The organism is Brachybacterium kimchii, assembly GCF_023373525.1.
Classification (GTDB): domain Bacteria; phylum Actinomycetota; class Actinomycetes; order Actinomycetales; family Dermabacteraceae; genus Brachybacterium; species Brachybacterium kimchii.
In genome coordinates this window covers 694,349-718,288 of sequence record NZ_CP097218.1, presented here as the reverse complement: position 1 = coordinate 718,288, position 23,940 = coordinate 694,349, and the positions used below count along the sequence as shown (strand labels likewise).

The window sequence follows — 23,940 nt, the reverse complement described above, 5'->3', positions numbered from 1 at the left end:
CGCAGGCGGGTCACTCCCCCGTCGTGCCGCCGAGCCCGCCGAGGTCGAAGACGCGCGCGGTGACGGCGAGCCCGCCGCCCTCGGCCTGCGCGCCGCCCTCCTGCAGGGCGCGAGGGATGAGCTCCTCGGGCGCGGGGTGCCCGGTGACGTGCGCGAGGTACGCCTCGTGGCTGCGCAGCGAGGCGATCGACGCCTCTGCGTCGTCGGGGCCGACGGGGATCGCGTGGGTCGGCCGCGAATGCCCGACGACGAGCAGGGCACGCGCCTGCCAGGGCCGATAGCCGTCGTGGCCGAGCTCGCGGAACACCCAGGGGTTCGCGGCGTCGCGGGTGCCGTCGGCGGCGGCCGTGCCCGCTGCGCGGTGATCCGCCTGGTTCAGGGAGCCGTAGGCCTCGACCTCGTAGGTCGTGGTGAGCACGAGGTCCGGGCGCACGTCGCGGACGGTGCGGGCCACGTCGCGGCGCAGGTCGAGCGAGGTCTCGAGCATGCCGTCGGGATGGGCGAGGATCCGGAGGTCCTCGACGCCCACCGTCGTGCAGGCGGTCCTCTGCTCGCGGGCGCGCAGCGGGGCGACGACCTCGGGGGACTCCGCCATGCCCGCCTCCCCCGCGGTGAGCAGGAGATAGGTGACCTCGACGCCGCGCGCGGTCCAGCGGTGCACCGCGGCGGACGCCCCGTACTCCATGTCGTCGGGGTGCGCGACCACGCACAGGACGCGGCGCACGTCCTGGTCGGGGAGCGTCGGCAGGGCGCGGGCGGCCTGGTGGCTGGGCATGCGAACTCCCCTCGGTCGGAGGGCGGCGCCTCCTCGGGCCGCCCGGGCTCCGAGGCTACTCGGCGCCGGCCTGCGCGCGGGAGGGGTGCGCGGCGCCCGTGCGCGCAGCGCGCCGTTGGAGGACCCGCCCGCGCAGTCGCGCGGCGATCCTCTCGAGCGGCAGGAACGCCGCCCAGCACACCACCGTGGGCAGGAAGTGGATCCCGAGCGCCACGAAGGTCGCGAGATGGAAGACGAGGAAGACGCCGATCAGTGCGTAGAGCTTCCGCCCCCGCAGGAACAGGGCGAGCGGCGAGATGGTCTCGAGGACGATGAGGGCCCACTGGGCCGGCCGGAACAGCCAGGGCGCGTCCAGCATCCACTGCACCCACGGGGCGCCGCGGCGGATGAAGGCGAACGCGAACACGGCGCTGTTCGCCCAGGTCGCCGGCGACCCGGAGATCACCGACTTCTCGAGCACGGAGTAGAAGTAGGTGAGCACCACGGCGATCTGGATGCAGCGCAGCGCCCAGCCCGCCTGCCGGGAGAGCACGCCTGCGTCGGCCCCATCGGCCCCGTCGGCCCCGTCGGCCCCGTCCGCCCCGTCGGCCCGGGTCTTCGCGATGCCGGCGGTGGGCAGCACGGCCACGGCGACCATGAGGGCGACGTGGTCGTGGCTGATGTAGCCGTAGCCCTGGGAATAGAGCATCCAGATCCAGAAGCTCACGGCGAGGACCCCGCCGCTCGCGCGCGGCGCGCGCCCCAGGGCTCCCAGCGCCCCGGAGGCCAGGACGGCCACCAGCAGCCCCCAGCCCAGCGCCGGCGTCACCGCGGGCAGGTGCAGGAGTCGCGTGAGCGCCGTCGGCCGGAAGTACTCGGGGTTCGCGGCGTGGCCGATCACGTCGTTCGAGACCAGCAGCACGTCGAAGACCACGAACGCGCTGATCAGGCGTCGCATCACCGCGAGACGCGCGAGAGGGAGCGCCGGGGCGAGGACATCGAGCAGTCGTCCCGTCGCTCGCCTCGCCGCGGGCGCGGTGCTCGTGTCCGTGGAGATCGCCGCGCTCATCGCGCCTCCCAGGTGACCAGGGCGACGTGCTCGGGCGGGCCGTCGGGCGCGCCCGACCGCAGGTGATAGCGGTCGCTGCAGACGGTGAGGCTCGTCAGCCGCGGCGCGTCGGGATGGTGGGCGTCGACGGCGCGGGCGAGCGGCGCGAGCTGCTGCGGGTCCTTGCGGATGCTGCGCAGGTTCCCCTCGACGTCGGAGCGCGCGATGCCGGCGTCGGGGAAGCCGAGCGGGACGACCTCGTCGCTGCCCTCGCGGGTGCCCTCGAGGCAGGTGTCGTCGATGACGCCGTCCGGGTCGCGGGGCTGGGCGAACATGGCCATCGCGCTGAACGGGAAGAAGTCGTCGGTGTGGCCGATCTGCGCTGCCGTCAGCACGGCCAGTCCCGCGGCCATGGCGAGGACCCGCCAGGCGAGGCCGACGGGCCCCATCCGTCGCACGCGCGGCGCCGCGGGGCCGGGGCCGGGGCGTCCCGCGGCCTCTCCCCTCGAGGGGACGCCACCGTGGTCATGGGCCTGCTCGGGGCCGTGCCCGGTGGGTCGATCGCGAGGAGGCGCGGGATCTTCGGTCATTGCGCCCACGATAGGGAACACGGCGCCGCCCGGGCCGAAGCCCACGCCGACCACGCCCCTCGACCTGGAGGTCCGGGTTCCGCGCGCGATGCCCCGGCCCCGACCACTAGGCTTCGAGCATGGCTTCCCCCTCGCTGGACGCAGTGGTCGTCGGCTCCGGGCCCAACGGGCTCGCGGCGGCGGTCACCCTCGCCCGTGCGGGTCTGAGCGTCCAGGTCCTCGAGGCCGAGGAGACCCTGGGCGGCGGCGCCCGCACGCTCGACCTGGGCCTCGCCCCCGGGATCGTCCACGACATCTGCTCGGCCGTGCATCCGATGGCGCTCGCGAGCCCGTTCCTGCGCGAGTTCGACCTCGCGGCGCGCGGCGTGCGCACGATTGTGCCCGAGGTCTCCTACGCCCAGCCGCTGCCGGGCGGCGACGCGGGCATCGCCTGGCACGACCTCGAGCGCACCGCGGAGGGGCTCGGGCCCGACGGACCCTCCTGGCGTCGCATGTTCGAGCCCCTCGCCCGTCATGCCGACGCGGTTACCGCCCTCGCGCTCGGCGACAAGCGCTCGATCCCACCCGAGGTGCTCTCCCCCGCCGGGCTCACGGCCGGCGCACGGTTCGGGCTGCGGGTGCTGCAGCAGGGCACCCGGGCCTGGGACTCGCCCCTGCGCACGGAGAGGGCGCGCGCGCTGCTCACCGGGGTCGCCGCGCACGGCATCAGTCCCCTGCCCTCCCTCGCGGGGGCCGGGGTCTCCCTGCTCCTGGCCTCGCTCGCGCACGCGGGCGGCTGGCCGATCCCCGTCGGCGGCAGCCAGGCCATCGCCGACGCCCTCCTCGAGGACCTGCGCGCCCACGGCGGCAGGGTGGCCGCAGGCCGCCCTGTGCGCTCGCTCGCGGATCTTCCGCCCGCCCGAGCCGTGCTCCTGGACACGAGCGCCGACGACGCCGCCCGGATCCTCGGCCGCTCGATCCCCCGCCGCACCGCTCGCGGCCTGCGTCGCCTCGGTCATGCGGGCGCCGCGGCGAAGGTCGATCTGGTGACCCGCGGGCCGATCCCGTGGGCGCATGCGGACGTGGGCCGTGCGGGAACCGTGCATCTGGGCGGCACTCGCGAGCAGGTCGCCGCGGCCGAGAACCAGGTGCTCGCGGGCCGCTTCCCGGAGCATCCCGTGGTGCTCGTGAGCGATCCGGCGGTCGCCGATCCCTCCCGCGAGGTCGGCGGGCTGCGGCCGATCTGGGCGTACGCGCACGTGCCCGTCGGCGGCATGGAGGATCCCACCGAGGCCGTGATCGCGCAGATCGAGGCGAGCGCGCCCGGATTCCGCGACACCATCGTCGCCGCGCGCGGCATCCCCGCCGCGCGCATGGGCGAGCACGACCGGGCGATCGTGGGCGGCGACATCGCGATGGGGACGATCACCATGTTCCGCATGATCGCGCGGCCCCGCGCGGTGTGGGACCCCTACCGGCTCTCGGACGACGGCCACTTCCTGTGCTCGTCCGCGACGCCTCCGGGGCCCGGGGTCCACGGTCTGAACGGCCATTTCGCCGCGCGGCGCGTCCTGCGCGAGCGCTTCGGGATCCGTCGGGCCCCTGACCTCGGTCCCGGCGGCTGACGGCGCGGGGACCCCGCGCACCCCCAGGGAGCCGACCTGCCGAGGCACGCGGCCCGTTCGACGGATCTGCCCCGCTGGGGCAGACTCGAGGCATGGCTCAGCGATGCGAACAGTGCAGGAGAGTGATCCGCGGCCGCGCCCGGAGGTCGTTCACGGGGCGCGTGCTGTGCGAGCGCTGCAACGACCGGATCCTCGGCGCGTCCGCAGGGCATGCGGTGGGCGGCGGCGTCGGCAACGCCGTGAGCACCGCCGGCTGGTTCGGCCGGGTCAAGCAGTTCGCGAGCGGGAAGCGCCCGCGCCGCTGAGGACCGAGGCGCGACCCGGCGTGCCCGTCGGCGCCGCGTCTCCCCGTTCCGCGTCTCCCAGCTCCACGTCGCCCGGTCCCGAGTCGCGCGCCGCGCACGCGGCGGCGAGGCTCCGCCGCAGGTCGGCGAGCAGATCGTCCAGGTCCTCGAGGCCGATGCTGAGCCGCACCGTGCCCTCGCCCACGCCGCAGGCGGCCCGCTGCTCGGGACTCAGGTGCGAGTGCGTCGTCGTCGCCGGATGGCAGACCAGGGAGCGGACGTCGCCGATGTTCACGGCCAGGGTGAAGACGCTCAGGGCGTCGCAGAACGCGGCCGCGGCCGTCTCCCCGCCCTCGAGGTCGATCGAGAACACTCCCGAGGTGCCGCGGGGGAAATCCCGTGCGGCGAGATGCGCGTCGGCGCGCCCGGGGGCCGACGGGTGGTTCACGCGGGCGATTCCGTCCGCGCCCTGAAGGCTGCGAGCGATCTGCTCGGCGTGCGCGCTGATGCGCTCCAGGCGCAGGTCGAGGGTCTCGATGCCCACGAGCACGTCGCGGGCGCTCTGGGCGGGAAGGGTGGCGCCGAAGTCCGTGACGTACTTGGCGCGGGCGAGGCCCAGCAGCCCGGAGCCGCCGTCCTCGTACTCGTCGGCGAACGTGACGTGGAAGCGCTCGTTGGGGGTGGTCAGGCGCGGCCAGCGCTCGGGACATCGGCGCGGATCGAAGGAGCCGATGTCGACGATGAGGCCGGCGATCGTGGTGCCGTGCCCGGCGAGGTACTTGGTGGCCGAGTGCACGACCACGTCGGCCCCGTGCTCCCCGGGACGGTAGAGGGCGGGGCTCGCGAGGGTCGAGTCGACGACCACCACCGCGCCGTGCTCGTGCGCGACGGCGCTGATCGCATCGAGGTCGGCGAGCTCCGCGCCCGGGTTCGCGATCGACTCGAGGAGGAGGACGCGGGTCTCGGGTCGGATCGCGTCGCGCCAGCCGTCGACGTCCCAGGGGTCGACGGCGCTCCAGCTCACCTGCAGGTCGGCGAGGGTGTCGTCGAGGAACTCGGTGGTCCCGCCGTAAAGCCGGGAGGACGCGACGACGTGTGTGCCCGGCTCGAGCAGGGAGCACAGCGCGATCGTGGTGGCGGCCTGCCCGCTCGCCACGGCGATCGCTCCGATCCCGCCCTCGAGAGCGGCGATGCGCTGTTCGAGGACGGCCGTGGTGGGGTTCCCGGAGCGGGAGTAGGCGAACCCCTCGCTCTCCCGGGCGAAGAGCGCCTTGAGGGAGGCGTGCCCACTGTGGGCGTAGGCGCTGGTCGCGTAGATCGGGGGGACGAGCGAGCCGTGGGCGTCGCGCGCGTCCCAGCCGGCGTGCACCGAAGTCGTGGACATGACCTCTCCTCCCGAGCGGCCGACGGGGTCGAGGACGCCGCTCCCGGCCACTCTCGCGCGCACGCGGGCCCAGCGCCCAGGAGTGTGACCACGTATGACCGCACGTGCGGCGCGCGCCATCGGAGGTGCAGGTCGGGCTCGGAGCGTGCTGCTCAGTCCGGGGGGCGCGCGGGTCAGGCGCGGGGCGCGCTGTTCACGCGCGGGGCGTGCCGGTCTCGTCCCAGAGGCCGGAGCTGCCGCGGCGGTGGGAGCCCAGCAGGTGGGTGTCGACCACGCCGAGCGCCTCCATGAGCGCGAACATCGTCGTCGGCCCCACGAACCGGAATCCGCGGGCCTTGAGCTCCTTCGCGAGCGCTCGGGACTCGGCGGAGGTCGTCGGCACCTCGGCGGCGGTGCGCGGGGCGGGGCCGGTCTCCGGCCGGTAGCTCCAGACCAGGTCGGCGAGGGTCGAGCCGCGCGGGAGGTCGCCGCGGGCTCCGATCCCCTCGGCCTCGCGCAGGGCGAGGGTCGCGCGGGCGTTGGCGATGGTCGCCTCGATCTTGCCGCGGTGGCGGATGATGCCCTCGTCGGCGAGAAGACGCTCCACGTCGGCCTCTCCGAAGCCGGCGACCGCCTCGGGGTCGAAGTCCGCGAAGGCACGTCGGAAACCGGGCCGACGCCGCAGGATCGTGGCCCAGGAGAGACCGGACTGGAAGCCCTCGAGCGCGAGGCGCTCGAACACCTCGGCCTCGGTGCGCCGCGGCATCCCCCACTCGGTGTCGTAGTACTCGCGCAGGTCCTCGTGACGGCTCGCCCAGACGGGCCGGGCCAGCCCGTCCTCGCCGACGACGAGGTCCTCGCTCGGATCGCTCATCGCGCGGGACTCAGTCCTCGTCGATGCGGCCGACGGGCTCGCGCTTCTCGGCCTGGAACTGGTCCTCGACGCGGCCGGCCGCCCAGTAGGCGGAGATCGAGATGAGGGAGCGGTCGATGCCGCGCTCCTTGACGAGGTTGCGGCGGATCTGCTTGATGATGCCGCGCTCACCGTGGGCGAACACCTGGAGCCCGTCCTCCGGGAGGTCCAGGCCCTCGGTCTCGCTGACCAGCTGCTCGCGGTCGCCGATCAGCCAGCGCAGCTCGACGCCCTCGGGGTGGTCGATGTCCTGCTGGTCCTCGGCGTGATCGAGCTGGACGAGGGCGATGCCGCGCGCCCCGGGCTCCATGGCCTCGAGGGCGGAGGCGATGGCGGGCAGCGCCGAGTGGTCGCCGATCAGCAGGTGGAAGCCCGTCTTCGGATCGGGGGCGTAGCCGCCGCCGGCGCCGTTCGCGGCCACCACGTCACCGGGAAGGACGGCGTCCGCCCACGCGGCGGCGATCCCGTCGACCGTGCCCTCGCCGTGGAGCACGAAGTCCAGGGCGAGCAGCTGCTTCTCCCGGTCCCAGGAGCGCACCGTGTAGGTGCGTCGGGACGGCATGGACTCGGGCGCGGTCTCGCGCAGCCCCTCCATGTCGTAGGGCGGCTGCAGTCCGCTTCCCGGCTGCGGGAGCAGGAGCTTGAGGTACTTGTCGGTGGAGTCGTTGTCGTTCAGGACGCCGACCTGGTCCCCGCCGACGATCACGCGCAGCAGGTTCGGCGTGATCCGCTGCTTGCCGATGACCTCGAGGACCGCCTGCGGGCGCGGGGGGCGCTTCCCCCGGTCCTTGGGCGTCGGTGCTGCGGTCCCGGATCCTGTGGCGTCGCTCATGCCTCCGACAGTACGGCAGACCGCCGACACCCTGCAGGACCGAGGGATTATCGCCACACGTCCCTTGCGTTAAATCGGGGCTGGTCGAGGCGGGACGTCAGCGGCGGAGGAGACGGCGGGCGGCGGCGCGGCCCGCGCGGTTGGCGCCGATGGTCGAGGAGCTGGGGCCGTAGCCGACGAGGTGGATGCGGGGGTCGCCGGCGACCTGGCTGCCGTCCATGCGGATGCCGCCGCCCGGGGCGCGCAGATGCAGGGGCGCGAGGTGGTCCAGGGCCGCGCGGAACCCGGTGGCCCAGAGCAGCACGTCCAGGGGCGTCGTGGTGCCGTCGGCCTCGATCACGCCCTCGGGCACGATCCGCGTGAACATCGGCCGTCGGTGGAGCGCTCCACGGGCATCGGCGGCCGCGAGGGCCGGACTCCAGGGCAGGCCGGTCACGGAGACCACGCTGAGCGGGGCGAGTCCCTGCGCCACGCGCTCCTCGACCATCGCGACGGCCGCGCGGCCCTCGATCTCCGGGGTGAATCCGCCCTCGCGGAAGACCGGCTGACGGCGCGTGTACCAGAAGGTCGTCGCGACCTCGCTGAGCTCGGCGAGGAAGCCGGTGGCGCTGATCCCGCCGCCGACGATGCCGATCCGCTGCCCGGAGAGGGCCTCGGCGCCCGGGTAGTCGACCGTGCGCAGCATGCGGCCGCGGAAGGTGCCGATCCCCGGCACGAAGGGGACGAACGGGTTGCTCCAGGTGCCGGTCGCGTTCACGATCGCGCGCGTGCGGATCGGCGTGAGCGCCCTCCCCTGCCCGTCGACGCTGTCGACGCGCAGCGGCGAGTCGACCCCCGTCTCCGGATCCTCGGGGCGCACGGAGGTCACGCGGACGGGCCGCTCGATGGGCAGGGAACGGCGGCGCTCGAACTCGGCGAAGTAGGCGGGCACCGCCACGTTCGCGCTCTCCGTCTCGGGGACGTCGTCCTGCGGCATGTCGGGGAGGTCGGCGATGTGGTTGACCGTCGCCATGGTCAGCGAGTCCCAGCGATGTCGCCAGGCGCCGCCCGGACCGTCCTCGGCGTCGAGCATGATGACGTCGGCCCCGCGGCGCAGCAGGTGGTGGCCGGCGCTGAGGCCCGCCTGTCCCCCACCGATGACCACCACATCCGCCTCCCGCAGGGAGGGCCCATCGGACGGGACGGACCCGTCGGACGGGACGGACCGGTCGGGCGGGAGAGGCGGCTGGTTCATGGCCACGCGAGCGCTCGGAGCGCGCCGGGGAGATCCGTGATCGTGGAGATCACCGCATCGGGGCGTGCGAGCGGATCGTCGGGGTCGACGCGCGCCTGCTGGCGCCCGGCGAGATCACGGAGGAAGTCCGTGAAGGGCTCGTCGTCGGCGGGGGCCGAGGGGCAGTAGAGGATCGCGGCGCCGCCCGCTCCGTGGGCGCCGAGCACGTCGTCGTCGAGCCGGTCCCCGAGGTGCACGAGGGGGCCCTCGCCGCTCTGGGCGCTCGCGAACATCACCGGGTCGGGCTTCGGCGCGCCGGCGGAGTCGGCGGTGACGAGGTCGTCGACGAGGTCGAGCAGGCCGACCGCCCGCAGGGCCGGCACCTGATAGCGGCGCCAGCCGTTGGTGATCACCACGAGCCGCCAGCCCTCGGCCCTCACCGCGCGCAGCACGTCCGGAGTGTCGTCCTCGAGGAGGCGGGTGCGCGCCGGGGCGACCTCCTCGAGGCGCTCGACGATGTCGAAGGGCAGTCGGGCACCGCGCTCGCGGGCCACCCGGGCGAGGGTCGCCTGCCAGTCGTAGGCCGCGGCCGGGTCCTCGGCGAAGAGGACCTGCGCCTCGGCCATCACCTGGTCGTGGAGGCCGACGATGCCCTGCTCGCGAGCGACCTGCGCATCGAGGTCCGCGATCACGGTCCCCAGCGGGCCGTGGATGAGCGTCGCGTCCACATCGAGGCCGAGGGTCCCGACGCGCGGTGCGGATCGCTCGGGCGGTGCGGCGGCAGCGCTGGTCATGCCGTCCATTCTGCGGTCTGCGGCGTCACGCCGCTCAGGCGGCCGATTCGACGGGGATCTGCTGGGGCTCCTCCTCGGCCTCCTCGGGCGGGCGGATGAACCAGGCGAGCACCACGGGCACGAGGGCGATCAGGCCTGCGACGAGGAACGCCGCCCGGGCGCCCGGGGCGCCGGCCGTCGCGGTCGAGAGGCCGTCGGCCTCCCCCTGATGCAGGATCGAGGAGTACAGGCCGATGAGGACGGCGACGCCGGCCGCGCCGCCCACCTGCTGGAGCGTGTTCAGCGCGGCCGACCCGTGGGAGTACAGACGGCGCTGGAGCGAGCCGAGCGAGGCCGAGAAGAGCGGCGTGAAGGTCATCGCGAGGCCCACGGACATGAGGGTCTGGACGATCATCAGCACGGGCCAGGCGGTGTCCTCGCCCACCGTCGAGTAGAACAGCAGGGCGCCCGCGACCACGATCGTGCCGGGCACGAGGAGGACGCGCGGCCCCTTGGCGTCGTAGACGCGGCCCATCACGGGTCCCAGCAGTCCCATGAGGATCGAGCCGGGCATGAGGATCAGCCCGGACATGAGCGCGTCCAGGCCCGCGACGTTCTGCAGGTACAGCGGAAGCAGGGTGAGCGTGCCGAACATGGCCATCGCGACGACGCCCATGATGATCACGGCCAGGGTGAAGGTGCGCGAGCGGAAGACCCGCAGGTCCAGCAGCGCGTCGTCGGCGCGCTGCAGGGAGATCTGACGCAGGCAGAACAGGGCCAGGATCACGAGGGCGACGACGATCAGGACGGCCGCCGTGCCCTGGGTGCCCAGGCCCGGGACGGTCGCGCTCGCTCCGCCGCCGCTCGCGGATTCGTGCGCCGACCCCAGCAGGCTCAGCCCGTAGACGAGGCCGCCGAAGGCGAGGGCGGAGAGGATCACGGAGAGCACGTCGAGCGGGGCGCGGAGCGTCTCCCCGAGGTTCGTCATCCAGCGGGCGCCGAGCAGCAGGGCGACGAGGGCGATCGGCAGCACGATCCCGAACAGCCAGCGCCAGCCCAGGGTGTCCAGGACCGCCCCGGAGAGGGTCGGGCCGATGGCGGGGGCGAGCGAGATCACGAGGCCCACGCGGCCCATCATGCGGCCGCGCGAGTGCGCGGGCACGACGTTCATGATCGTGGTCATCAGCAGCGGCATCATGATGCCTGTGCCGATCGCCTGCACGACGCGCCCCAGCAGCAGCATCGGGAAGCCGAGCGCGAGCAGGCACACGAGCGTCCCCAGGGAGAACGCGCTGATGGCGAAGAGGTACACCTGGCGCGTCGTGAAGCGCTGCAGCAGGAAGCCGGTGGTGGGGATGACCACGGCCATCACGAGCATGAAGCCGCTGGTGAGCCACTGCCCGTTCTCCGGGGCGATGCCCAGGTCGTTGTTCAGATGAGGGATCGCGATCGCCATCGTGGTCTCGTTGAGGATCGCCACGAAGGCGGCGACCAGCAGCAGCCAGATGACGCGCATGCCCTGGGGATCGATGCCCGTGGCCGGCGGCGCGGCGGGCTGCGGGGAGGGCGCGGTCTCGTGCGAGGACATGGGACTCCTGGGTCAGGGCGGCGGCGCGCTCGCGGGAGAGAGGCGCCGGTGGGTCGTCGAGGGCCCGCGGCCGGAGCGGCGGAGCCGGCGGCCCTGCGGGAAGGGCGGGAGCGCCGAGGCCGACGGCGGACGCCGTGGACCGGCGCCTGGCGTCGACGCGAGCGGCACTGAGGGGAACGTCGGCGGATCGGGAGGTATTCCCGTGGTCCGCACCGCGGGAGCCGACGATCACGCCCTCGAGTATCGCCGTCCGGGGCCGCTCGCGTCACGGGGGTTTTCCGAGGGATCGTCCGACGGAGGTCGCGCACGCCGCCGCGAGGGTGCCGGAGGGCTGTTGTCGCCTCCACGGCGCCCTCGATAGCCTCGACGGGTGAGAGACGCCTCCACCCCCGACCAGCCCTCCGCCGACCGACCCGGCCCTCGGGTGTCGCCGGGTGCGAGCCCGCGGGAGCTCGTCGGCAGCTGGCTGCTGAGGCGCCGCATCGAGGACCGTCGGGCCCGCGAGACCCTGCACGTCACCGGGACGACCGAGCTCTCGATGCGCGAGGACGGACGCATCGCCTGGCGCGAGAGCGGCGAGCTCACCCGCGGCGCCGCGGATGCGCCGCCGATCCCCGTGCGCCGCGAGCTCCTCATCGAGCGCCGCGACGGAATCCAGGACGGGGAGCCGCGCACGGAATCCCCCGGCGAGGAATGGATGGTCCTGTTCGCCGACGGCCGGGACTTCCATCCCTGGGCGCCCGGACGCGCCGTGGTGCACCCCTGCGGCGAGGACCGCTACGACGGCCTCGTCGAGATCGCGGACGAGCGTGAATGGCGCGTCACCTGGGAGGTCAACGGTCCGGCCAAGGACATGACGATCCGCAGCGTCCTCACCGCTCCGCGGCCCTGAGGCCCCGCCGCCCGGGCTCAGTACACGTCCTCCCGGTACCTGTGCTCGGCCTGGAGCCGCGCCACCCAGGCCGCGCCCCGCTCCGGAGAGCCCAGCTGCCGTGAGGCGACGGCGCGCAGGGCGAGTCGCACGGCGGGCGCCATCTCGCGCGCATCGCCGCACACGTGCAGGTGCGCTCCCCCGTCGATCCACGCGAAGAGCTCGGGACCGAGGCGATCGATCGTGTGCTGGACGTACTCGGCGCCGTCCGCCGCACGCGACTCGGCGATGTCCAGACGCGTGAGCACCCCGTCCTCATGCCACGCCTCGAGCTCGCGCGCGTAGAGCAGATCCCGGGTGCGCTCGCGGATGCCGCACAGAAGCCAGTTGCGGCCCGTGTCGCCGCGGGTGCTCCGCTCCTGGAGGTAGCCGCGGAACGGTGCGACGCCCACGCCCGGTCCGATCATCACGAGATCGGCCGACGGGTCGTCGGGCAGGCGGAACCCGGGTGCAGGTCGGTGTCGCACGAGGACCTCCCGGGAGCGGCGCTCGCCGGAGTCCGCGCCCGCGACTCGACAGAGCCGGGAGAGGGCGCCGCTCGCGGTGCCCTCCAGGGTCCGGCCGGCCCGCTCGTAGCGGAGGGTCCGCACGGTGAGGTCCACGCGACGGGCGTCCACCCGTGGGCTCGAGGCGATCGAGTAGGCGCGCGTCTGCAAGGGGCGCAGCCACCGCGCGAGGTCCTCGGCGTCGGCCTGCAGCTGTGGGACCTCCTCGAGGACGGAGAGGAGGTCGCGTCCCCATCTCCAGCGCTCGAAGTCGGCGACGCGCGAGGCGAGCAGCCGCCCGAGCTCGACATCACCGGTGCGTTCCTGGATCGCCTCCACCAGCGATCGCGGCAGCTGGCGCAGCTCGAGCCGCTCGGTCAGCAGACGTGCGGCGGAGATGCTCGTCGTCCCGTCCTCCACGATCTGGTCCGGGTCGATCCGCAGCCGGTCGAGCACGGCGGTGACGAGGCGAGGGTCGTTGGGCTCGAGCAGATCGACCGAGTCGCCGACCTGCCAGGACGCTCCCTCGGGCCCCGAGGCCACGAGCGCGGGTGGCAGAGCGAGCGTGCAGTGCAGGATCTCCCGATCGGGGTCCGTGTCGGTGAGCACCCGCACGTGCTCGATGACCGCGGTCCCGTCGGTCCGGGCCGCGGGGTCGGGGATGCGCAGCGGCTCGGGCTCGACCATCAGTGACCCGGCCGCGGCGGGCTCGGGGCCGCTCGCACCCGTGTCCGTGCTCGACGGCTCCCGAGGGTCCGCCCCACCGGTGGCCTCGGCCATGTCGCGGGCGACCGTGTCGATCCCCTCGCGCAGCCAGCGCGAGGCGGGGGTCTCGTAGTCGTAGTCGCAGGTGACGAGGTCGACGAGACGCTGCGCGCCGAGCTCGGCGAGGCGGTCGTCGAACTCGATGCCCGCCTGGCAGAAGTCCGCGTAGACCCGGTCCCCGAGGGCGAGCACCCCGAAGCGCAGCTGGTCGAGCTCCGGCGCGTCCGAGGCGATCAGCGCGTCCCACAGCTCCTCGACGTCGTAGGGGACATCGCCCTGCCCGGTGGTGGAGACGACGAACAGGGCCCAGCGCATCTGCGCGAGCTCCTCGAGGGGCACGGCGTCGATCTCGCGCACGCGCACGCCGATGCCGGCGGCGCGGGCGGCGGGCAGCGCGACGCGTTCGGCGAGCTCCTCGCCGTTCCCGGTCTCGGACGCGTAGAGCACGTGGAGCACGGGCTGCGCGCTCGAGCCGATGGTGTCGTGGGTGCCGACGGTGGTGGTCCAGCTGGTCGTGGCGATCGCCTCCAGGGCAGACGGAGTTCCGTTCCTGATGGGGCGTGCCTCCAGCGTACGGACCCCCGCGGCGGCCTGCGGATGCCGTGGGTCACACAGCCTGCCCGACGTGGGGCGCCGAGGTCACTGGTTCCGCAGGCCCCGGCCGTCACTGCCCGGGTTCCCGTGCTCTCGCTCAGCTCCGCTCGGTGAGGGCGGCGCTCGCGCGCAGCACCTCGAGCCGCTGGCGGTACTCGGCCTCCTCGAGGTCGCCCCGGGCGAAGCGCTCGGCGAGGGTCAGCTCGGCGCGGCGCAGCGGCGCGAGGGCCTCGTCGGCCCGACGTGCTCGCTCCTCGACCCGGTGCTGCTCGCGCTCCTCGCGGCGCTCGGCGGACCAGCGCCGGCGTCCTCGGGTCAGCAGCAAGATCGCGACCACGAGCACCACGAGCCAGAACAGGGGTGCGAGCAGGAAGAACGGACCGACGGGGTGGGCGCCCCACGGGCCTGCTCCGCCGTCGGCGAGCAGAGGAGCGGTGTGCGTCGAGGTGAGAGCGGTGGTGATCGCGGTGTGCATGGCGTGTCCTTCCGACAGGGGCCGCACGTGCGGCGACCCGATGCCTCCAGCGAACCGGGCACGGGTCCGTCGCACATCCCGCGCGGGGAGTCACTCCGTCTGCTCCCCCGGGAGCAGGGGCGAGGTGCCGGGGCTCGCCGGCCCCGGCCGGACCCCATCAGCGCCAGCCGGGTCGCACCACTCCCGTCTCGTAGGCGAGCACGACCAGGCGCGCGCGATCACGGGCGCCGACCTTCTGCATGATCCGCGAGACGTGCGTCTTCGCCGTGAGCGGGGAGAGCACGAGCCTGCCGGCGATCTCCTCGTTGCTGAGCCCCTCTCCGACCAGGCGCAGCACCTCCCGTTCGCGCTCGGTGAGCTCGCCGAGCGCGGCGGGCTCCGGGCGCTCGCGCAGGCCTCCGGCGGCGCGGTCCAGGAGCAGTCGGGTGATGCCCGGCGAGAGCAGGGCGCCGCCCTCGTGCACGACCCGCACGGCGCGGATCAGATCGGCGGGCTCGGTGTCCTTGACCAGGAAGCCCGCGGCGCCCGCGCGGATCGCCCGCACCACGTACTCGTCGAGCTCGAAGGTCGTCACGATCACCACGCGCAGCGCGCGGAGGGCGGGGTCGGCGGCGATCTGCTCAGTGGCCCAGAGCCCGTCGCCCTCGGGCATCCGGATGTCCACGAGGGCGACGTCCACCGGGGTCCGACGCAGCGCCGCGAGCAGCTCCCGGCCGCCGGCGGCCTCGAGGACGACGTCGATGTCCTCCTCGGCGTCGAGCAGGGCGCGGAACCCGCCGCGCACGAGCTGGTGGTCGTCGGCGATGGCGACGCGGATCATGTCTGCCTCCAGGGAAGCCGTGCGGTGACGATCGTCCCGCGTCCCCGCGGACCGGGGCCGAGGGCGAGGGTCCCGCCGAGGAGCTCGGCGCGGTCCCTCATGCTGCGGATCCCCGCCCCGGGATGGGCGAGCGCGGTGCCCACTCCGTCATCGACGACCTCGATCCGGAGCGCCGCGCCCTCGCGGCGCAGCCTGACCTCGGCCGTCTCCGCCCCGGAGTGCCGCACCACGTTGGTGAGCGCCTCGCGGACGATGCGGACGGCGGTCGCCTGGGTGCGGCCCGCCGGGGCCCCCGCATCGCGCGGGTCCGCACCGAGTGGGTCCGTGCCGCGAGGGCCCGCGCCCTCGAGGTCGCTGTCCAGGGTGATCGCGAGCCCGAGGCCCCGATGCTGCTCGAGGAGCGCGGGGAGGTCCGCGAGCTGCGGCTCCGGGGTCAGCGGCGCCTCCTCGCCGCGCAGGGTCGCGAGCACTCCGCGGGCCTCCTCGAGGCCGCCGCCCGCGAGGCGGCGGACGTTCCCGAGGGATTCGCGGGCCTTCGCAGGGTCCCTGTCGAACAGGTGGAGTCCCATCCCCGCCTGCACGGAGATCTGGGAGAGGGAGTGGGAGAGGACGTCGTGCAGCTCGCGGGCGATCTGGTCGCGCTCGGCCTGCTCGGCCTCCCGGCGCCGCTGCTCGAGCAGGGCCTCCCGCCTGCGCATCCGCTCGGAGCGCGAGCGGATGCCCATGCCGAGGCCGAGGCAGACGGCCAGCATCACGGTCCCCGCGATGATCCGCTGGGGTGCACCGGTGGGCCACAGCAGTTCGGCGAGCACGACCCCCAGCACCCACGTGCTGCACGCGGTCGCGAGCGCCCACACGGGGGCGGCGCGCACCAGCGCGATCACCAGCGCTATGCCGAGAGCGACCGGCGGAGGGCCGAAGGGCGGCGGCAGGAACAGCAGCACGAGCGCGAGCGGCGCGATCACGATCACCGTCGGCCCGGGCCGCTTCCAGACCGCGAGCAGGGCGAGCGCCGAGAGCACAGCCGCTGCGGTCCGCACCGCGATCAGTGCGGGAGCCGTCTCCGTCCACACGCCGACGGCGAGCGTCGGCGGCACCTGGACGAGGAGGGCGACGAGGGCGGGCACCAGCGCGACCACGCGCCCCGGACCCCGTCGGCCCCGGGGGCGGGGCGAGGGATCCGCCCCGTCTCTCGCGCGCATGCTCGAAGGCTACGCCGGAGCGTGCGCCGGGTCGCCCTCCCCCGGGAGCATGTCCCACTGCTCCCGGGGGAGCAGGCCGAGGCGCGGGCGGTGGGGCCTGCGCGCTCCGATTGCCCCTGGCGCCCGCGGAGGGCTACCGTGGCGCCGTGCTGACCTGTCGTTGTCGTCCCTGAGCGCCTGCGCTCGGCCCGAGCGCGCCCGCGCTCCCTGCCGAGCGCGCCCGACGATCCATCGACCACCGCGCGGCGTCGACGCCTTCCGCCGCGCCCCGTCCAGAGGACACCTTCCGTGCACTATGCCCAGTCCGCAGCCGATCTGATCGGCTCCACTCCCCTCCTCCGCCTGCAGCGCGTCACCGAGGGGATCGACGCGACCGTCCTGGTCAAGGTCGAGTACTTCAACCCCGGCGGCTCCTCGAAGGACCGCATCGCCCGCACCATCATCGACGCCGCCGAACGGGAGGGCCGTCTGCGCCCGGGCGGCGTGATCGTCGAGCCCACGAGCGGCAACACCGGTGTGGGCCTCGCCCTGGTCGCCCAGCAGCGCGGCTACCGGACGGTCTTCGTGGTGCCGGACAAGGTGGGTGCGGACCGCCGCGCCGTGCTCAGCGCCTACGGCGCGGAGGTCGTGGTGACGCCGGCCGCGGTGCCGAAGGAGGACCCCCGCTCCTACTACAGCGTCGCCGATCGGCTCACGCGCGAGATCCCCGGCGCCTTCCAGCCCAACCAGTTCGTGAACCGGAACGGTCCGCTCGCGCATTTCCAGACCACGGGGCCGGAGGTCTGGCGCGACACCGACGGCGCGGTCACGCACTTCGTCGCCGGCATCGGCACGGGCGGGACGATCAGCGGCGCGGGACGCTTCCTCAAGGAGGCCTCCGGAGGTCGCGTGCGGGTGATCGGCGCGGATCCGGAGGGGTCGATCTACTCGGCGGACCCCGACGATCCCGAGCAGATCCACGCGAACCTCATCGAGGGCGTGGGCGTCACCTTCGTCCCCGAGACCTTCGATCCCGAGTTCGTCGACCGCCTCCAGCGGGTCCCCGACGCGGAGTCCTTCGCGATGGCGCGTCGCCTCGCCCGCGAGGAGGGTCTGCTGGTGGGCGGCTCGAGCGGCATGGCCGTGGTCGCCGCCCTGCGCGAGGCTCGGGAGCTGCCGGCCGACGCGGTCGTGGTCGCCCTGCTCCCCGATCACGGGCGCGGATACCTCGGGAAGCTCTTCGACGACGCGTGGATGCGCGAGAACGGCTTCGAGGTCGACGAGCCGGAGTCCCTGGTGCCGACAGCCGTGCTGCGGGAGCTCGATCTCGAGCAGTGACAGGGCCGCCGGCCGCCGGCCGACGGTCGTCGTCCGGTCCGACGGCTCCACGAGCGTCCCGGACGCGACGAAGGCCCCCACCATCCGGTGGGGGCCTTCGTGACGAGTCACTGTCTCACGGTTTCTCGAGTGGAGCTAAGGGGATTCGAACCCCTGACCTCTTCCATGCCATGGAAGCGCGCTACCAACTGCGCCATAGCCCCGTACTGGGTGCCGATCCGGCTCTGACCTCTCGGTCCGGCCTTGCGACTCGACGAGTCTACAACCTCGGCCAGCTCATGCGAAATCGGCCGGGACGTTGTGTGACAGCAACCTCATCGCCCTCCCCGTGGGGTCGGAGTGCAGCGGTTCGAGCAGGCTGCGGTGGCAATTGCCCATGCCGCCTATCCCGTGGAAAGCGCCCGCGTCCAGGCCGATCAGGGTGGTGATCCCGGCGCGGATCGCGGCGCCGTGGGAGACCACGAGGATCGTCGCCCCGGGGTTCTCCGACATCAGTGCGCGGGCGGCGACGGCGAACCGCTCCCCCACGCTCTCGCGGTCCTCGATGCCGAGGCCCGGGACTGTGGTGCCGGCGCGCCACTGGGCGTGCAGCTCGGGCCAGCCCTCGCGGATCTCCTCGCCCGTGAGGCCCTCCCACTTCCCGAAGCTCTGCTCGATGAAGGCGGCCTCGGTCTCCACCTCGGCCGCGCCGACCGCGTCTGCGATCGCGCGGGCCGTGTCGCGGGCGCGGGTCAGCGGCGAGCTGATCACGAGATCGAAGCTGTGGCGGGACAGCGCATGCGCGACCGCTCGAGCCTGCTCGCGGCCGGTCTCGTTCAGCGGGATGTCGACCTGTCCCTGCAGGCGCCCCTGGACGTTGTGGTCGGTCTGCCCGTGCCGCACCAGCAGCAGGCGGCTGCGGGGATCGCTCATGCGCCGGCGCCCTCGACCTGCAGGTCGACGACGGGCGCGTCCCGCCACAGGCGCTCGAGCGCGTAGAAGGCTCGGTCCTCGGCGTGCTGGACGTGCACGACGACGTCTCCGTAGTCGAGCAGGACCCAGCGGTCGTCCCGCTCGCCCTCGCGGCGCAGGGGCTTGCGGCGGTGCTCCTTGATGAGGTCCCCCTCGATGCCGCCGACGATGGCGCTGACCTGGCGCTCCGAGGAGCCGCTGCAGACCACGAACACGTCGGTGATCACGACCTGCTCGGACACGTCCAGGCCGATGATCTCCTCGGCGAGCTTGTCGGCGGCCGCGTGCGCGGCGGCACGGGCGAGGTCGAGGGATTCGGGCGAAGCGCTCACGCGGAGGTGACCTCCAGGTCGGTGGGAACAGCAGTCATCACAGGGGCGGCGGAGTGCAGGGCATCGTGCAGAGGAGCGGCCAGGGCCTGGTCGGACCCGGGGCCGAGGACGCCCGTGGCCAGCAGGACCACGAGCGCGATGATCGCGAGGGCGATGAGCACCCACACGACCCACAGCAGCGGCTTCCCGCGGCCCTGCTCGGGACGGTTCAGCACGCGGCCGTCGAAGCGCGGCGCGGGCTTGGGGCCCGGCGCCTCGCCGACGCCCATCTCACCGAGCTCTACGCCGTCGGCGTCCCGCTCGATGGTGGCTGTGGAGGTGCCGGTGGTCTGCGCGCCCGCAGAGGCGGAGCCGATCACAGCACCGGAGGGGGTCGGCTGGGCCGAGCCGTTCGAGGCCGACTCGTGCGCACCATCTGCGTCGGCGCGGCCGGCGTCCCCGCCGACCGGGCTCTCCCCGGCAGCGCTCGAGGGCTCCGACGTCGAGGTCTTCGTCGAGGGGCCGACGGGCTCGGACTCGGCCGTGTGCTCGGAGTCCTGGTCGCGGCTCGGCGCCTCTGCGGTCGTCGCGGAGTCGGCCGACGGGGTCGGCTCCTCCGGCTCGACCTCGATGATCCGGGCGCGCTTGCCGAACTTGCGGAGCTTCGGGACGGGGGCGTCTGCCGCCGGGGAGGCGACCGCGCCGCGAGAGGAGGGACGACCCGCGGGCAGCGCCTCCGAGGATGCGGAGGCACCGGACGTCCCCGCGCCGCCGCTGGAGGCAGCGTGATGGGCGGCACCGGGCGCGCGCCCGTGCGCCTCGGTGCTCGGGGCCGAGGCATCGTCGGATGCCGCGCCGGACGCGCCGCCGGAGGCGGGCCCGTCGGTCTCCGGGCCCGAGGCCGCCGCGGCGTCGTCGTCACCGGGAGCGGGGCTCGGGCCGTCGCCGGTGGCCGGGAGCTCGCCGGTGTGCTGGGCGGCGAGGGCCCGCTGCTCGGCGGTCTCCTCGGGGGTCAGCTGGCGGGCACGTCGACCGTGGCGCCTCGGCGCCTGCGGGGCGTCGTTCTCACTCACCGCCCTCACCTCCTGTGTACAGGGCGTACTTGTTGATGTACTGCACCACGCCGTCCGGGACCAGGTACCACACGGGCTGGTCGGCGGCGACGCGGATGCGGCAGTCGGTCGAGCTGATCGCCATCGCGGGGACCTCGATGAGGGTCACCCGGTCCGCGGGCAGGCCCTCGGTCTCGAGCTCGTGGCCGGGCCTCGTGACGCCCACGAAGTGGGCGAGCTCGAAGATCTCCCGGGTGTCCTTCCAGGTGAGGATGGACTGCAGGGCGTCCGCACCGGTGATGAAGAACAGGTCCGCGTCGGGGTGCATGCGCTGCAGATCCCGCAGGGTGTCGATCGTGTAGGTCGCGCCCGGACGGTCGATGTCCACGCGGGACACGGTGAACACAGGGTTCGCGGCGGTCGCGACGACCGTCATCAGGTACCGGTGCTCAGGGTCGGAGATGACCTTGTCCGACTTCTGCCAGGGCCGGCCGGTGGGCACGAAGATGACCTCGTCGAGCCCGAAGACGCTCTGCACCTCGCTCGCGGCGACCAGGTGGCCGTGATGGATCGGGTCGAACGTCCCACCCATCACGCCGATCCGGCGAGGCTGCCCCTCCATGCGTCAGTGCCGACGCGCGTCCGTCGAGGCGCTCTCCTGCGCCGTGTGCGCGCGAGCACCGGTGCGGGTCTTCGCGGGGCGCTGGTTCTGGCCGCTGAACAGGTAGGTGATGCCCAGCAGGATGAGCAGGCCGAGGAACATGGCGCCGCCGACGAGGATCGGGGGGACGCCGCCCTCGGAGGCGTGCGAGCCGCCCTCGGCGAGGATCAGGACGTGGTCGAGCATGTGTGCACCTTTCGATGACGTGAACCCTCACATCATCCCATAGCCGAGCGCTCCCCGGACCCGGGCGCGGCCGGGTGGTGCGCGGTTTCTCAAGCAGGTCCTCAGGGCTTCACGTGCCCGTCGCCGATGACGATCCACTTGGTGGAGGTGATCTCCTGCAGGCCCATCGGCCCGCGGGCGTGGAGCTTCTGCGTGGAGATGCCGATCTCCGCGCCGAAGCCGAACTCGGCGCCGTCGGAGAAGCGGGTCGAGGAGTTCACCATCACCACAGCCGAGTCGACGGCCGTCGTGAACAGCCGCTGCGAGGCGAGATCCGACGTGATGATCGACTCGGTGTGACCGGAGGACCAGCGGCGGATATGGGCGATGGCCGCCTCGACATCGTCGACCACGCGCACCGCGAGATCGAGCGAGAGGTACTCGGCGGCCCAGTCGTCCTCGGTCGCGGGGACCACCGGCAGCACCGCCGGGGCGTCGCCGGCGTCGTCGCGGGTGAGGATCGCGCGGGCCGCGTCGTCCGCATGGAGGGTGACGCCGTGCGGGGCGAGGACCTCCGTGATCGCGGCGAGAGCCTCCTCGGCGACGTCGCGGTGGACGAGCAGCGTCTCCAGGGCGTTGCACACGCCGATGCGCTGGGTCTTCGCGTTCTCGACGATCGCAGCGGCCTTGGCGAGGTCGGCGCTCGCGTCGATGAACACGTGCGTGGTGCCCGTGCCGGTCTCGATCACCGGGACCTTCGCGTTCTCGACGACGCGTCGGATCAGGCCGGCGCCGCCGCGCGGGATGAGCACGTCGACCAGACCGCGGGCGCGCATGAGGACGTCGGCCCCTGCGCGCCCGTGCTCGTCGATGCCGACGACGAGGTCCCGCGGGAGCCCCTGCTCCTCCAGGACGTCGCGCAGCACGGCGATCAGGGCGGTGTTCGAGTGCAGCGCGGCGGAGCCGCCGCGCAGCACCACGGCGCTGCCGGCCTTGAGCGAGAGCCCGGCGGCGTCGACGGTGACGTTCGGGCGCGCCTCGTAGATCATGCCGATCACGCCGAGGGGCACGCGGACCTCGCGCAGCTCGAGCCCGTTGGCGAGCAGGCCGCCGCGGACCACCTCTCCGATCGGGTCGGGCAGGGCGGCGGCGTCTCGCAGCTGCTGGGCGATGGTCGCGACGCGGTCCTCGTCCAGGAGCAAGCGGTCGCGGAGGCCCGCCTCGATGCCGGCGGCGTCGGCCTCGGAGATGTCCTGGGCGTTGGCCTGCACGATCTCGGCGGCGCGCGCGACGAGGGCGTCGGCCATGGAGCGCAGCACCTGATCCTTGCGCTCACGGGTGAGGGTGGCGAGCGCGGGCTGGGCGTCCTTGGCGCGACGGGCGGCGACGAGCACCGCCTCCTCGACGTCGGCCGCGGCGCCGGGGGCGGGCGTGCCGGGAGCGGGAGCAGAGGTGGGCGTGGGCGTGGGCGTGGGCGTCGAAGTCGTCTCGTCCATCCCTCCACAGTAGGCGCGAGGCGCGTCCCGCAGGCAGGTCCGTCCCCCTTCTGGACGCGGGGAGGCGTGCGCGGAGTCACGTTCTGCGGTGCTACGGTCGCGAGCACCGGCGCAGACCCGTCGGCACAGCACCGTCGACCGGGCACCATCGACATGGCACCGTCGACACGGCCCCGTCGGAAGGAGTCCACGATGACCACGATCCGGGTCCGACGCGTCTACGAGGATTCCGAGCGGTCCGACGGCGCGCGGGTGCTCGTCGACCGCATCTGGCCGCGCGGCGTGAGCAAGGAACGGGCGGACCTCACGAGCTGGTGCAAGGGCGTCGCTCCGTCGACCGAGCTGCGGAAGTGGTACCAGCACGACCCGGAGAAGTGGGAGGAGTTCGCCGACCGCTACCGCGCGGAGCTCGACGAGCCCGAGCGCGCGGAGGCCCTCGACGAGCTGCGCGGCTTCGCGGCGAAGGGGGACCTCACGCTCCTCACCGCGTCGAAGCGCGACGACATCAGCGAGGCGACCGTGCTGAAGGACGTGCTCGAGGAGGAGCGCACGGGCCAGGGGTCCTGAGGCCAGGACCCTGAGCCCGAGGTCCCGGATCCGCGACGTCCTGGGCCCGGGGTTGCCGCGAGCTGCGGAGCAGGCAGCGCTGATGGGACAGAATCGGAGCATGCACTCCGACTCCCACTCCCCTGCGCCCGCGCCGTCCGCGCCGTCCGCCTCGGCGCCATCCTCGCCCGGGCCCTCTCCGTCCCGTCGCTCGCCTTCCGTGTCCGCGTCGACCGCGCCGGGCCCGTCGGACCCGTCGGACCCGTCGGACCCGCGGATCGTGGTGGTCGGCTCGATCAACGCGGACCTCTCCACGCGCGTCGCCCGCCATCCGCAGCCCGGCGAGACGCTGCACGGCACGGGCGGTGAGGTGCGCCCGGGCGGCAAGGGCGCCAACCAGGCGGCAGCCGCCGCGCTCCAGGGCGGAGCGGTCGCGATGGTCGGCGCGGTCGGCGACGATGCCATGGCGTCCGATGCCCTCTCCGTGCTCTCCTCGAGCGGCGCGGACCTCTCCGCGGTGCGCACCGAGGAGGGGCCGACGGGCCTCGCCGTTGTCACCGTCTCCGACGACGGCGAGAACACGATCGTCGTGGTGCCCGGCGCGAACGCGAGCATGAACGCCGCGCGGGTGCGCGAGAGCACTGACCTCATCGCCGGCGCCGCCGTCGTCGTCCTCCAGGGCGAGATTCCGCGCGATGGGATCGAGGAGGCTGCCCGCGGCACGCGCGGACGCCTGATCCTGAACCCCGCTCCCGTGCTCGAGCTCGACCGCGACGTGCTGCTGCGTGCGGACCCGCTCGTGGTGAACGAGCACGAGGCAGCGCTCGTCCTCGACCTGCTCGAGGGGGACGCAGGCTCCTCCCTCGCTCCGGAGGACCTCGCCCACGCCCTGCGCACGGCCGGTATCGAGAGCCTCGTGATCACGCTCGGAGCCGAGGGCGCCCTGGTCGGAGTGTCGGGAGCCGACGACGATCCGCGGTCCGACGCGGCCTGGTCGCTCGTGCGGGTGCCGGCCGTGAGGGTGCGCGCGGTGGACACCACGGGAGCCGGGGACGCCTTCGTCGGCTCCCTCGCGGTGCGGCTGGCGGAGGGCGCGTCCCTCGTCGACGCCGCCCGCTTCGCGACACGGGTCTCCGCCGCATCGGTGACGCGGGAGGGGGCGCAGACCAGCTACCCGCGCGGGGGCGAGGAGCTGCCCGGCGGCTGA

Annotated in this window: 25 protein-coding genes and 1 tRNA gene; 6 read left to right on the top strand and 20 right to left on the bottom strand. The window is 73.9% G+C overall.

Going from position 1 to position 23,940, the window contains the following annotated elements:
* Positions 1-10 precede the first annotated feature (10 nt).
* From M4486_RS03270 to M4486_RS03260, 3 genes are read right to left on the bottom strand one after another with little or no spacing between them, the layout of a single operon-like run.
* Complete coding sequence (locus M4486_RS03270; protein WP_249479625.1) at positions 11-775, bottom strand: PIG-L deacetylase family protein; 765 nt, start codon at positions 773-775, stop codon at positions 11-13.
* 55 nt (positions 776-830) lie between these two features.
* Positions 831-1,823 carry an HTTM domain-containing protein gene (locus M4486_RS03265; RefSeq protein ID WP_249479623.1) on the bottom strand — a complete coding sequence of 331 codons (993 nt, stop codon included), beginning with the start codon at positions 1,821-1,823 and terminating at the stop codon, positions 831-833.
* Positions 1,820-2,392, bottom strand: a complete 573-nt coding sequence (locus tag M4486_RS03260) for a hypothetical protein (RefSeq protein ID WP_249479621.1) — start codon at positions 2,390-2,392, stop codon at positions 1,820-1,822. Before M4486_RS03260 ends, M4486_RS03265 begins: the two co-directional genes overlap by 4 nt.
* A gap of 119 nt (positions 2,393-2,511) precedes the next feature.
* On the opposite strand from M4486_RS03260, the gene M4486_RS03255 reads away from it, so the two are divergent.
* Positions 2,512-3,996 (top strand): phytoene desaturase family protein, encoded by a 1,485-nt coding sequence (locus M4486_RS03255; protein WP_249479619.1) that lies wholly within the window; start codon positions 2,512-2,514, stop codon positions 3,994-3,996.
* Positions 3,997-4,088: 92 nt separating this feature from the next.
* Positions 4,089-4,301, top strand: coding sequence for a hypothetical protein (locus M4486_RS03250; RefSeq protein ID WP_249479617.1), 213 nt, complete (start codon positions 4,089-4,091; stop codon positions 4,299-4,301).
* On the opposite strand, the gene M4486_RS03245 is transcribed toward M4486_RS03250, so the two are convergent.
* The 6 genes from M4486_RS03245 to M4486_RS03220 form a co-directional block, all read right to left on the bottom strand.
* Positions 4,264-5,664: an O-acetylhomoserine aminocarboxypropyltransferase/cysteine synthase family protein gene (locus tag M4486_RS03245; RefSeq protein ID WP_249479615.1), complete on the bottom strand. Its 1,401-nt coding sequence runs from the start codon at positions 5,662-5,664 to the stop codon at positions 4,264-4,266. The two genes, M4486_RS03250 and M4486_RS03245, sit on opposite strands and share 38 nt — an antisense overlap.
* Before the next feature lie 193 nt (positions 5,665-5,857).
* On the bottom strand, positions 5,858-6,517 hold the full coding sequence (locus tag M4486_RS03240) for a DNA-3-methyladenine glycosylase I (RefSeq protein ID WP_249479610.1): 660 nt from the start codon (positions 6,515-6,517) through the stop codon (positions 5,858-5,860).
* 10 nt (positions 6,518-6,527) lie between these two features.
* A complete protein-coding gene (locus M4486_RS03235; protein WP_249479608.1) occupies positions 6,528-7,388 on the bottom strand; it encodes a siderophore-interacting protein in 861 nt (286 codons plus the stop codon).
* 97 nt (positions 7,389-7,485) lie between these two features.
* Positions 7,486-8,532: an FAD-dependent oxidoreductase gene (locus M4486_RS03230; protein WP_249479606.1), complete on the bottom strand. Its 1,047-nt coding sequence runs from the start codon at positions 8,530-8,532 to the stop codon at positions 7,486-7,488.
* Between the two features lie 86 nt (positions 8,533-8,618).
* Positions 8,619-9,395, bottom strand: a complete 777-nt coding sequence (locus M4486_RS03225; RefSeq protein ID WP_249479603.1) for an HAD family hydrolase — start codon at positions 9,393-9,395, stop codon at positions 8,619-8,621.
* A gap of 34 nt (positions 9,396-9,429) precedes the next feature.
* A complete protein-coding gene (locus M4486_RS03220; protein ID WP_249479601.1) occupies positions 9,430-10,962 on the bottom strand; it encodes an MDR family MFS transporter in 1,533 nt (510 codons plus the stop codon).
* A 370-nt stretch (positions 10,963-11,332) separates the two neighbouring features.
* Between M4486_RS03220 and M4486_RS03215 the strand changes: the two genes are divergently transcribed.
* The gene (locus M4486_RS03215; protein WP_249479597.1) at positions 11,333-11,854 is read left to right on the top strand and encodes a DUF6314 family protein; all 522 of its coding nucleotides are present in this window, start codon (positions 11,333-11,335) and stop codon (positions 11,852-11,854) included.
* Between the two features lie 17 nt (positions 11,855-11,871).
* Here the strand turns inward: M4486_RS03215 and M4486_RS03210 are convergent, their stop codons facing one another.
* From M4486_RS03210 to M4486_RS03195, 4 genes are all read right to left on the bottom strand, one after another.
* Entirely contained in the window at positions 11,872-13,599 is a 1,728-nt protein-coding gene (locus M4486_RS03210; protein ID WP_249479595.1) for a diflavin oxidoreductase, read from the bottom strand.
* A 235-nt stretch (positions 13,600-13,834) separates the two neighbouring features.
* The gene (locus tag M4486_RS03205) at positions 13,835-14,212 is read right to left on the bottom strand and encodes an SHOCT domain-containing protein (RefSeq protein WP_249479593.1); all 378 of its coding nucleotides are present in this window, start codon (positions 14,210-14,212) and stop codon (positions 13,835-13,837) included.
* 157 nt (positions 14,213-14,369) lie between these two features.
* Positions 14,370-15,032 carry a response regulator transcription factor gene (locus M4486_RS03200; protein ID WP_249479591.1) on the bottom strand — a complete coding sequence of 221 codons (663 nt, stop codon included), beginning with the start codon at positions 15,030-15,032 and terminating at the stop codon, positions 14,370-14,372.
* Complete coding sequence (locus M4486_RS03195; RefSeq protein WP_249479589.1) at positions 15,029-16,234, bottom strand: sensor histidine kinase; 1,206 nt, start codon at positions 16,232-16,234, stop codon at positions 15,029-15,031. Before M4486_RS03195 ends, M4486_RS03200 begins: the two co-directional genes overlap by 4 nt.
* Positions 16,235-16,522: 288 nt before the next feature.
* Here M4486_RS03195 and M4486_RS03190 point away from each other — a divergent pair, with 288 nt between their 5' ends.
* Positions 16,523-17,551 (top strand): pyridoxal-phosphate dependent enzyme, encoded by a 1,029-nt coding sequence (locus M4486_RS03190; protein ID WP_249479587.1) that lies wholly within the window; start codon positions 16,523-16,525, stop codon positions 17,549-17,551.
* Positions 17,552-17,681: 130 nt separating this feature from the next.
* Here the strand turns inward: M4486_RS03190 and M4486_RS03185 are convergent.
* The 7 genes from M4486_RS03185 to M4486_RS03155 all read right to left on the bottom strand — a co-directional run bounded on the left by M4486_RS03185 (position 17,682) and on the right by M4486_RS03155 (position 22,187).
* Positions 17,682-17,754 (bottom strand) — tRNA-Ala (locus M4486_RS03185).
* A 73-nt stretch (positions 17,755-17,827) separates the two neighbouring features.
* Positions 17,828-18,463 (bottom strand): histidine phosphatase family protein, encoded by a 636-nt coding sequence (locus M4486_RS03180; RefSeq protein ID WP_249479584.1) that lies wholly within the window; start codon positions 18,461-18,463, stop codon positions 17,828-17,830.
* Positions 18,460-18,834 carry a ribosome silencing factor gene (gene rsfS / locus M4486_RS03175; RefSeq protein WP_249479582.1) on the bottom strand — a complete coding sequence of 125 codons (375 nt, stop codon included), beginning with the start codon at positions 18,832-18,834 and terminating at the stop codon, positions 18,460-18,462. The genes M4486_RS03180 and rsfS overlap by 4 nt, the downstream gene beginning before the upstream one ends.
* Positions 18,831-19,886: a prolipoprotein diacylglyceryl transferase gene (locus M4486_RS03170; protein WP_249479578.1), complete on the bottom strand. Its 1,056-nt coding sequence runs from the start codon at positions 19,884-19,886 to the stop codon at positions 18,831-18,833. Before M4486_RS03170 ends, rsfS begins: the two co-directional genes overlap by 4 nt.
* Positions 19,879-20,487, bottom strand: a complete 609-nt coding sequence (gene nadD, locus M4486_RS03165; protein ID WP_152352816.1) for a nicotinate-nucleotide adenylyltransferase — start codon at positions 20,485-20,487, stop codon at positions 19,879-19,881. The genes M4486_RS03170 and nadD overlap by 8 nt, the downstream gene beginning before the upstream one ends.
* Before the next feature lie 3 nt (positions 20,488-20,490).
* Positions 20,491-20,712: a hypothetical protein gene (locus tag M4486_RS03160; protein ID WP_152352815.1), complete on the bottom strand. Its 222-nt coding sequence runs from the start codon at positions 20,710-20,712 to the stop codon at positions 20,491-20,493.
* A 101-nt stretch (positions 20,713-20,813) separates the two neighbouring features.
* On the bottom strand, positions 20,814-22,187 hold the full coding sequence (locus M4486_RS03155; protein ID WP_249479576.1) for a glutamate-5-semialdehyde dehydrogenase: 1,374 nt from the start codon (positions 22,185-22,187) through the stop codon (positions 20,814-20,816).
* Positions 22,188-22,379: 192 nt separating this feature from the next.
* Between M4486_RS03155 and M4486_RS03150 the strand changes: the two genes are divergently transcribed.
* Together M4486_RS03150 and M4486_RS03145 are read left to right on the top strand one after the other, a co-directional pair.
* Positions 22,380-22,754, top strand: a complete 375-nt coding sequence (locus tag M4486_RS03150) for a DUF488 domain-containing protein (RefSeq protein ID WP_249479571.1) — start codon at positions 22,380-22,382, stop codon at positions 22,752-22,754.
* A 199-nt stretch (positions 22,755-22,953) separates the two neighbouring features.
* Positions 22,954-23,940 carry a ribokinase gene (locus tag M4486_RS03145; protein ID WP_249479569.1) on the top strand — a complete coding sequence of 329 codons (987 nt, stop codon included), beginning with the start codon at positions 22,954-22,956 and terminating at the stop codon, positions 23,938-23,940.

Bases quoted from the DNA above. Each gene is read 5' to 3' on its own strand.
- M4486_RS03225 (WP_249479603.1), bottom strand. From the start codon at position 9,395: ATGACCAGCGCTGCCGCCGCACCGCCCGAGCGATCCGCACCGCGCGTC.
- M4486_RS03200 (WP_249479591.1), bottom strand. From the start codon at position 15,032: ATGATCCGCGTCGCCATCGCCGACGACCACCAGCTCGTGCGCGGCGGG.
- M4486_RS03265 (WP_249479623.1), bottom strand. From the start codon at position 1,823: ATGAGCGCGGCGATCTCCACGGACACGAGCACCGCGCCCGCGGCGAGG.
- M4486_RS03255 (WP_249479619.1), top strand. From the start codon at position 2,512: ATGGCTTCCCCCTCGCTGGACGCAGTGGTCGTCGGCTCCGGGCCCAAC.
- M4486_RS03245 (WP_249479615.1), bottom strand. From the start codon at position 5,664: ATGTCCACGACTTCGGTGCACGCCGGCTGGGACGCGCGCGACGCCCAC.
- M4486_RS03260 (WP_249479621.1), bottom strand. From the start codon at position 2,392: ATGACCGAAGATCCCGCGCCTCCTCGCGATCGACCCACCGGGCACGGC.
- M4486_RS03160 (WP_152352815.1), bottom strand. From the start codon at position 20,712: ATGCTCGACCACGTCCTGATCCTCGCCGAGGGCGGCTCGCACGCCTCC.
- M4486_RS03155 (WP_249479576.1), bottom strand. From the start codon at position 22,187: ATGGACGAGACGACTTCGACGCCCACGCCCACGCCCACGCCCACCTCT.
- M4486_RS03180 (WP_249479584.1), bottom strand. From the start codon at position 18,463: ATGAGCGATCCCCGCAGCCGCCTGCTGCTGGTGCGGCACGGGCAGACC.
- M4486_RS03235 (WP_249479608.1), bottom strand. From the start codon at position 7,388: ATGAGCGACGCCACAGGATCCGGGACCGCAGCACCGACGCCCAAGGAC.
- M4486_RS03150 (WP_249479571.1), top strand. From the start codon at position 22,380: ATGACCACGATCCGGGTCCGACGCGTCTACGAGGATTCCGAGCGGTCC.
- M4486_RS03195 (WP_249479589.1), bottom strand. From the start codon at position 16,234: ATGCGCGCGAGAGACGGGGCGGATCCCTCGCCCCGCCCCCGGGGCCGA.
- M4486_RS03270 (WP_249479625.1), bottom strand. From the start codon at position 775: ATGCCCAGCCACCAGGCCGCCCGCGCCCTGCCGACGCTCCCCGACCAG.
- M4486_RS03240 (WP_249479610.1), bottom strand. From the start codon at position 6,517: ATGAGCGATCCGAGCGAGGACCTCGTCGTCGGCGAGGACGGGCTGGCC.
- M4486_RS03250 (WP_249479617.1), top strand. From the start codon at position 4,089: ATGGCTCAGCGATGCGAACAGTGCAGGAGAGTGATCCGCGGCCGCGCC.
- M4486_RS03220 (WP_249479601.1), bottom strand. From the start codon at position 10,962: ATGTCCTCGCACGAGACCGCGCCCTCCCCGCAGCCCGCCGCGCCGCCG.
- M4486_RS03205 (WP_249479593.1), bottom strand. From the start codon at position 14,212: ATGCACACCGCGATCACCACCGCTCTCACCTCGACGCACACCGCTCCT.
- nadD (WP_152352816.1), bottom strand. From the start codon at position 20,487: ATGGAGGGGCAGCCTCGCCGGATCGGCGTGATGGGTGGGACGTTCGAC.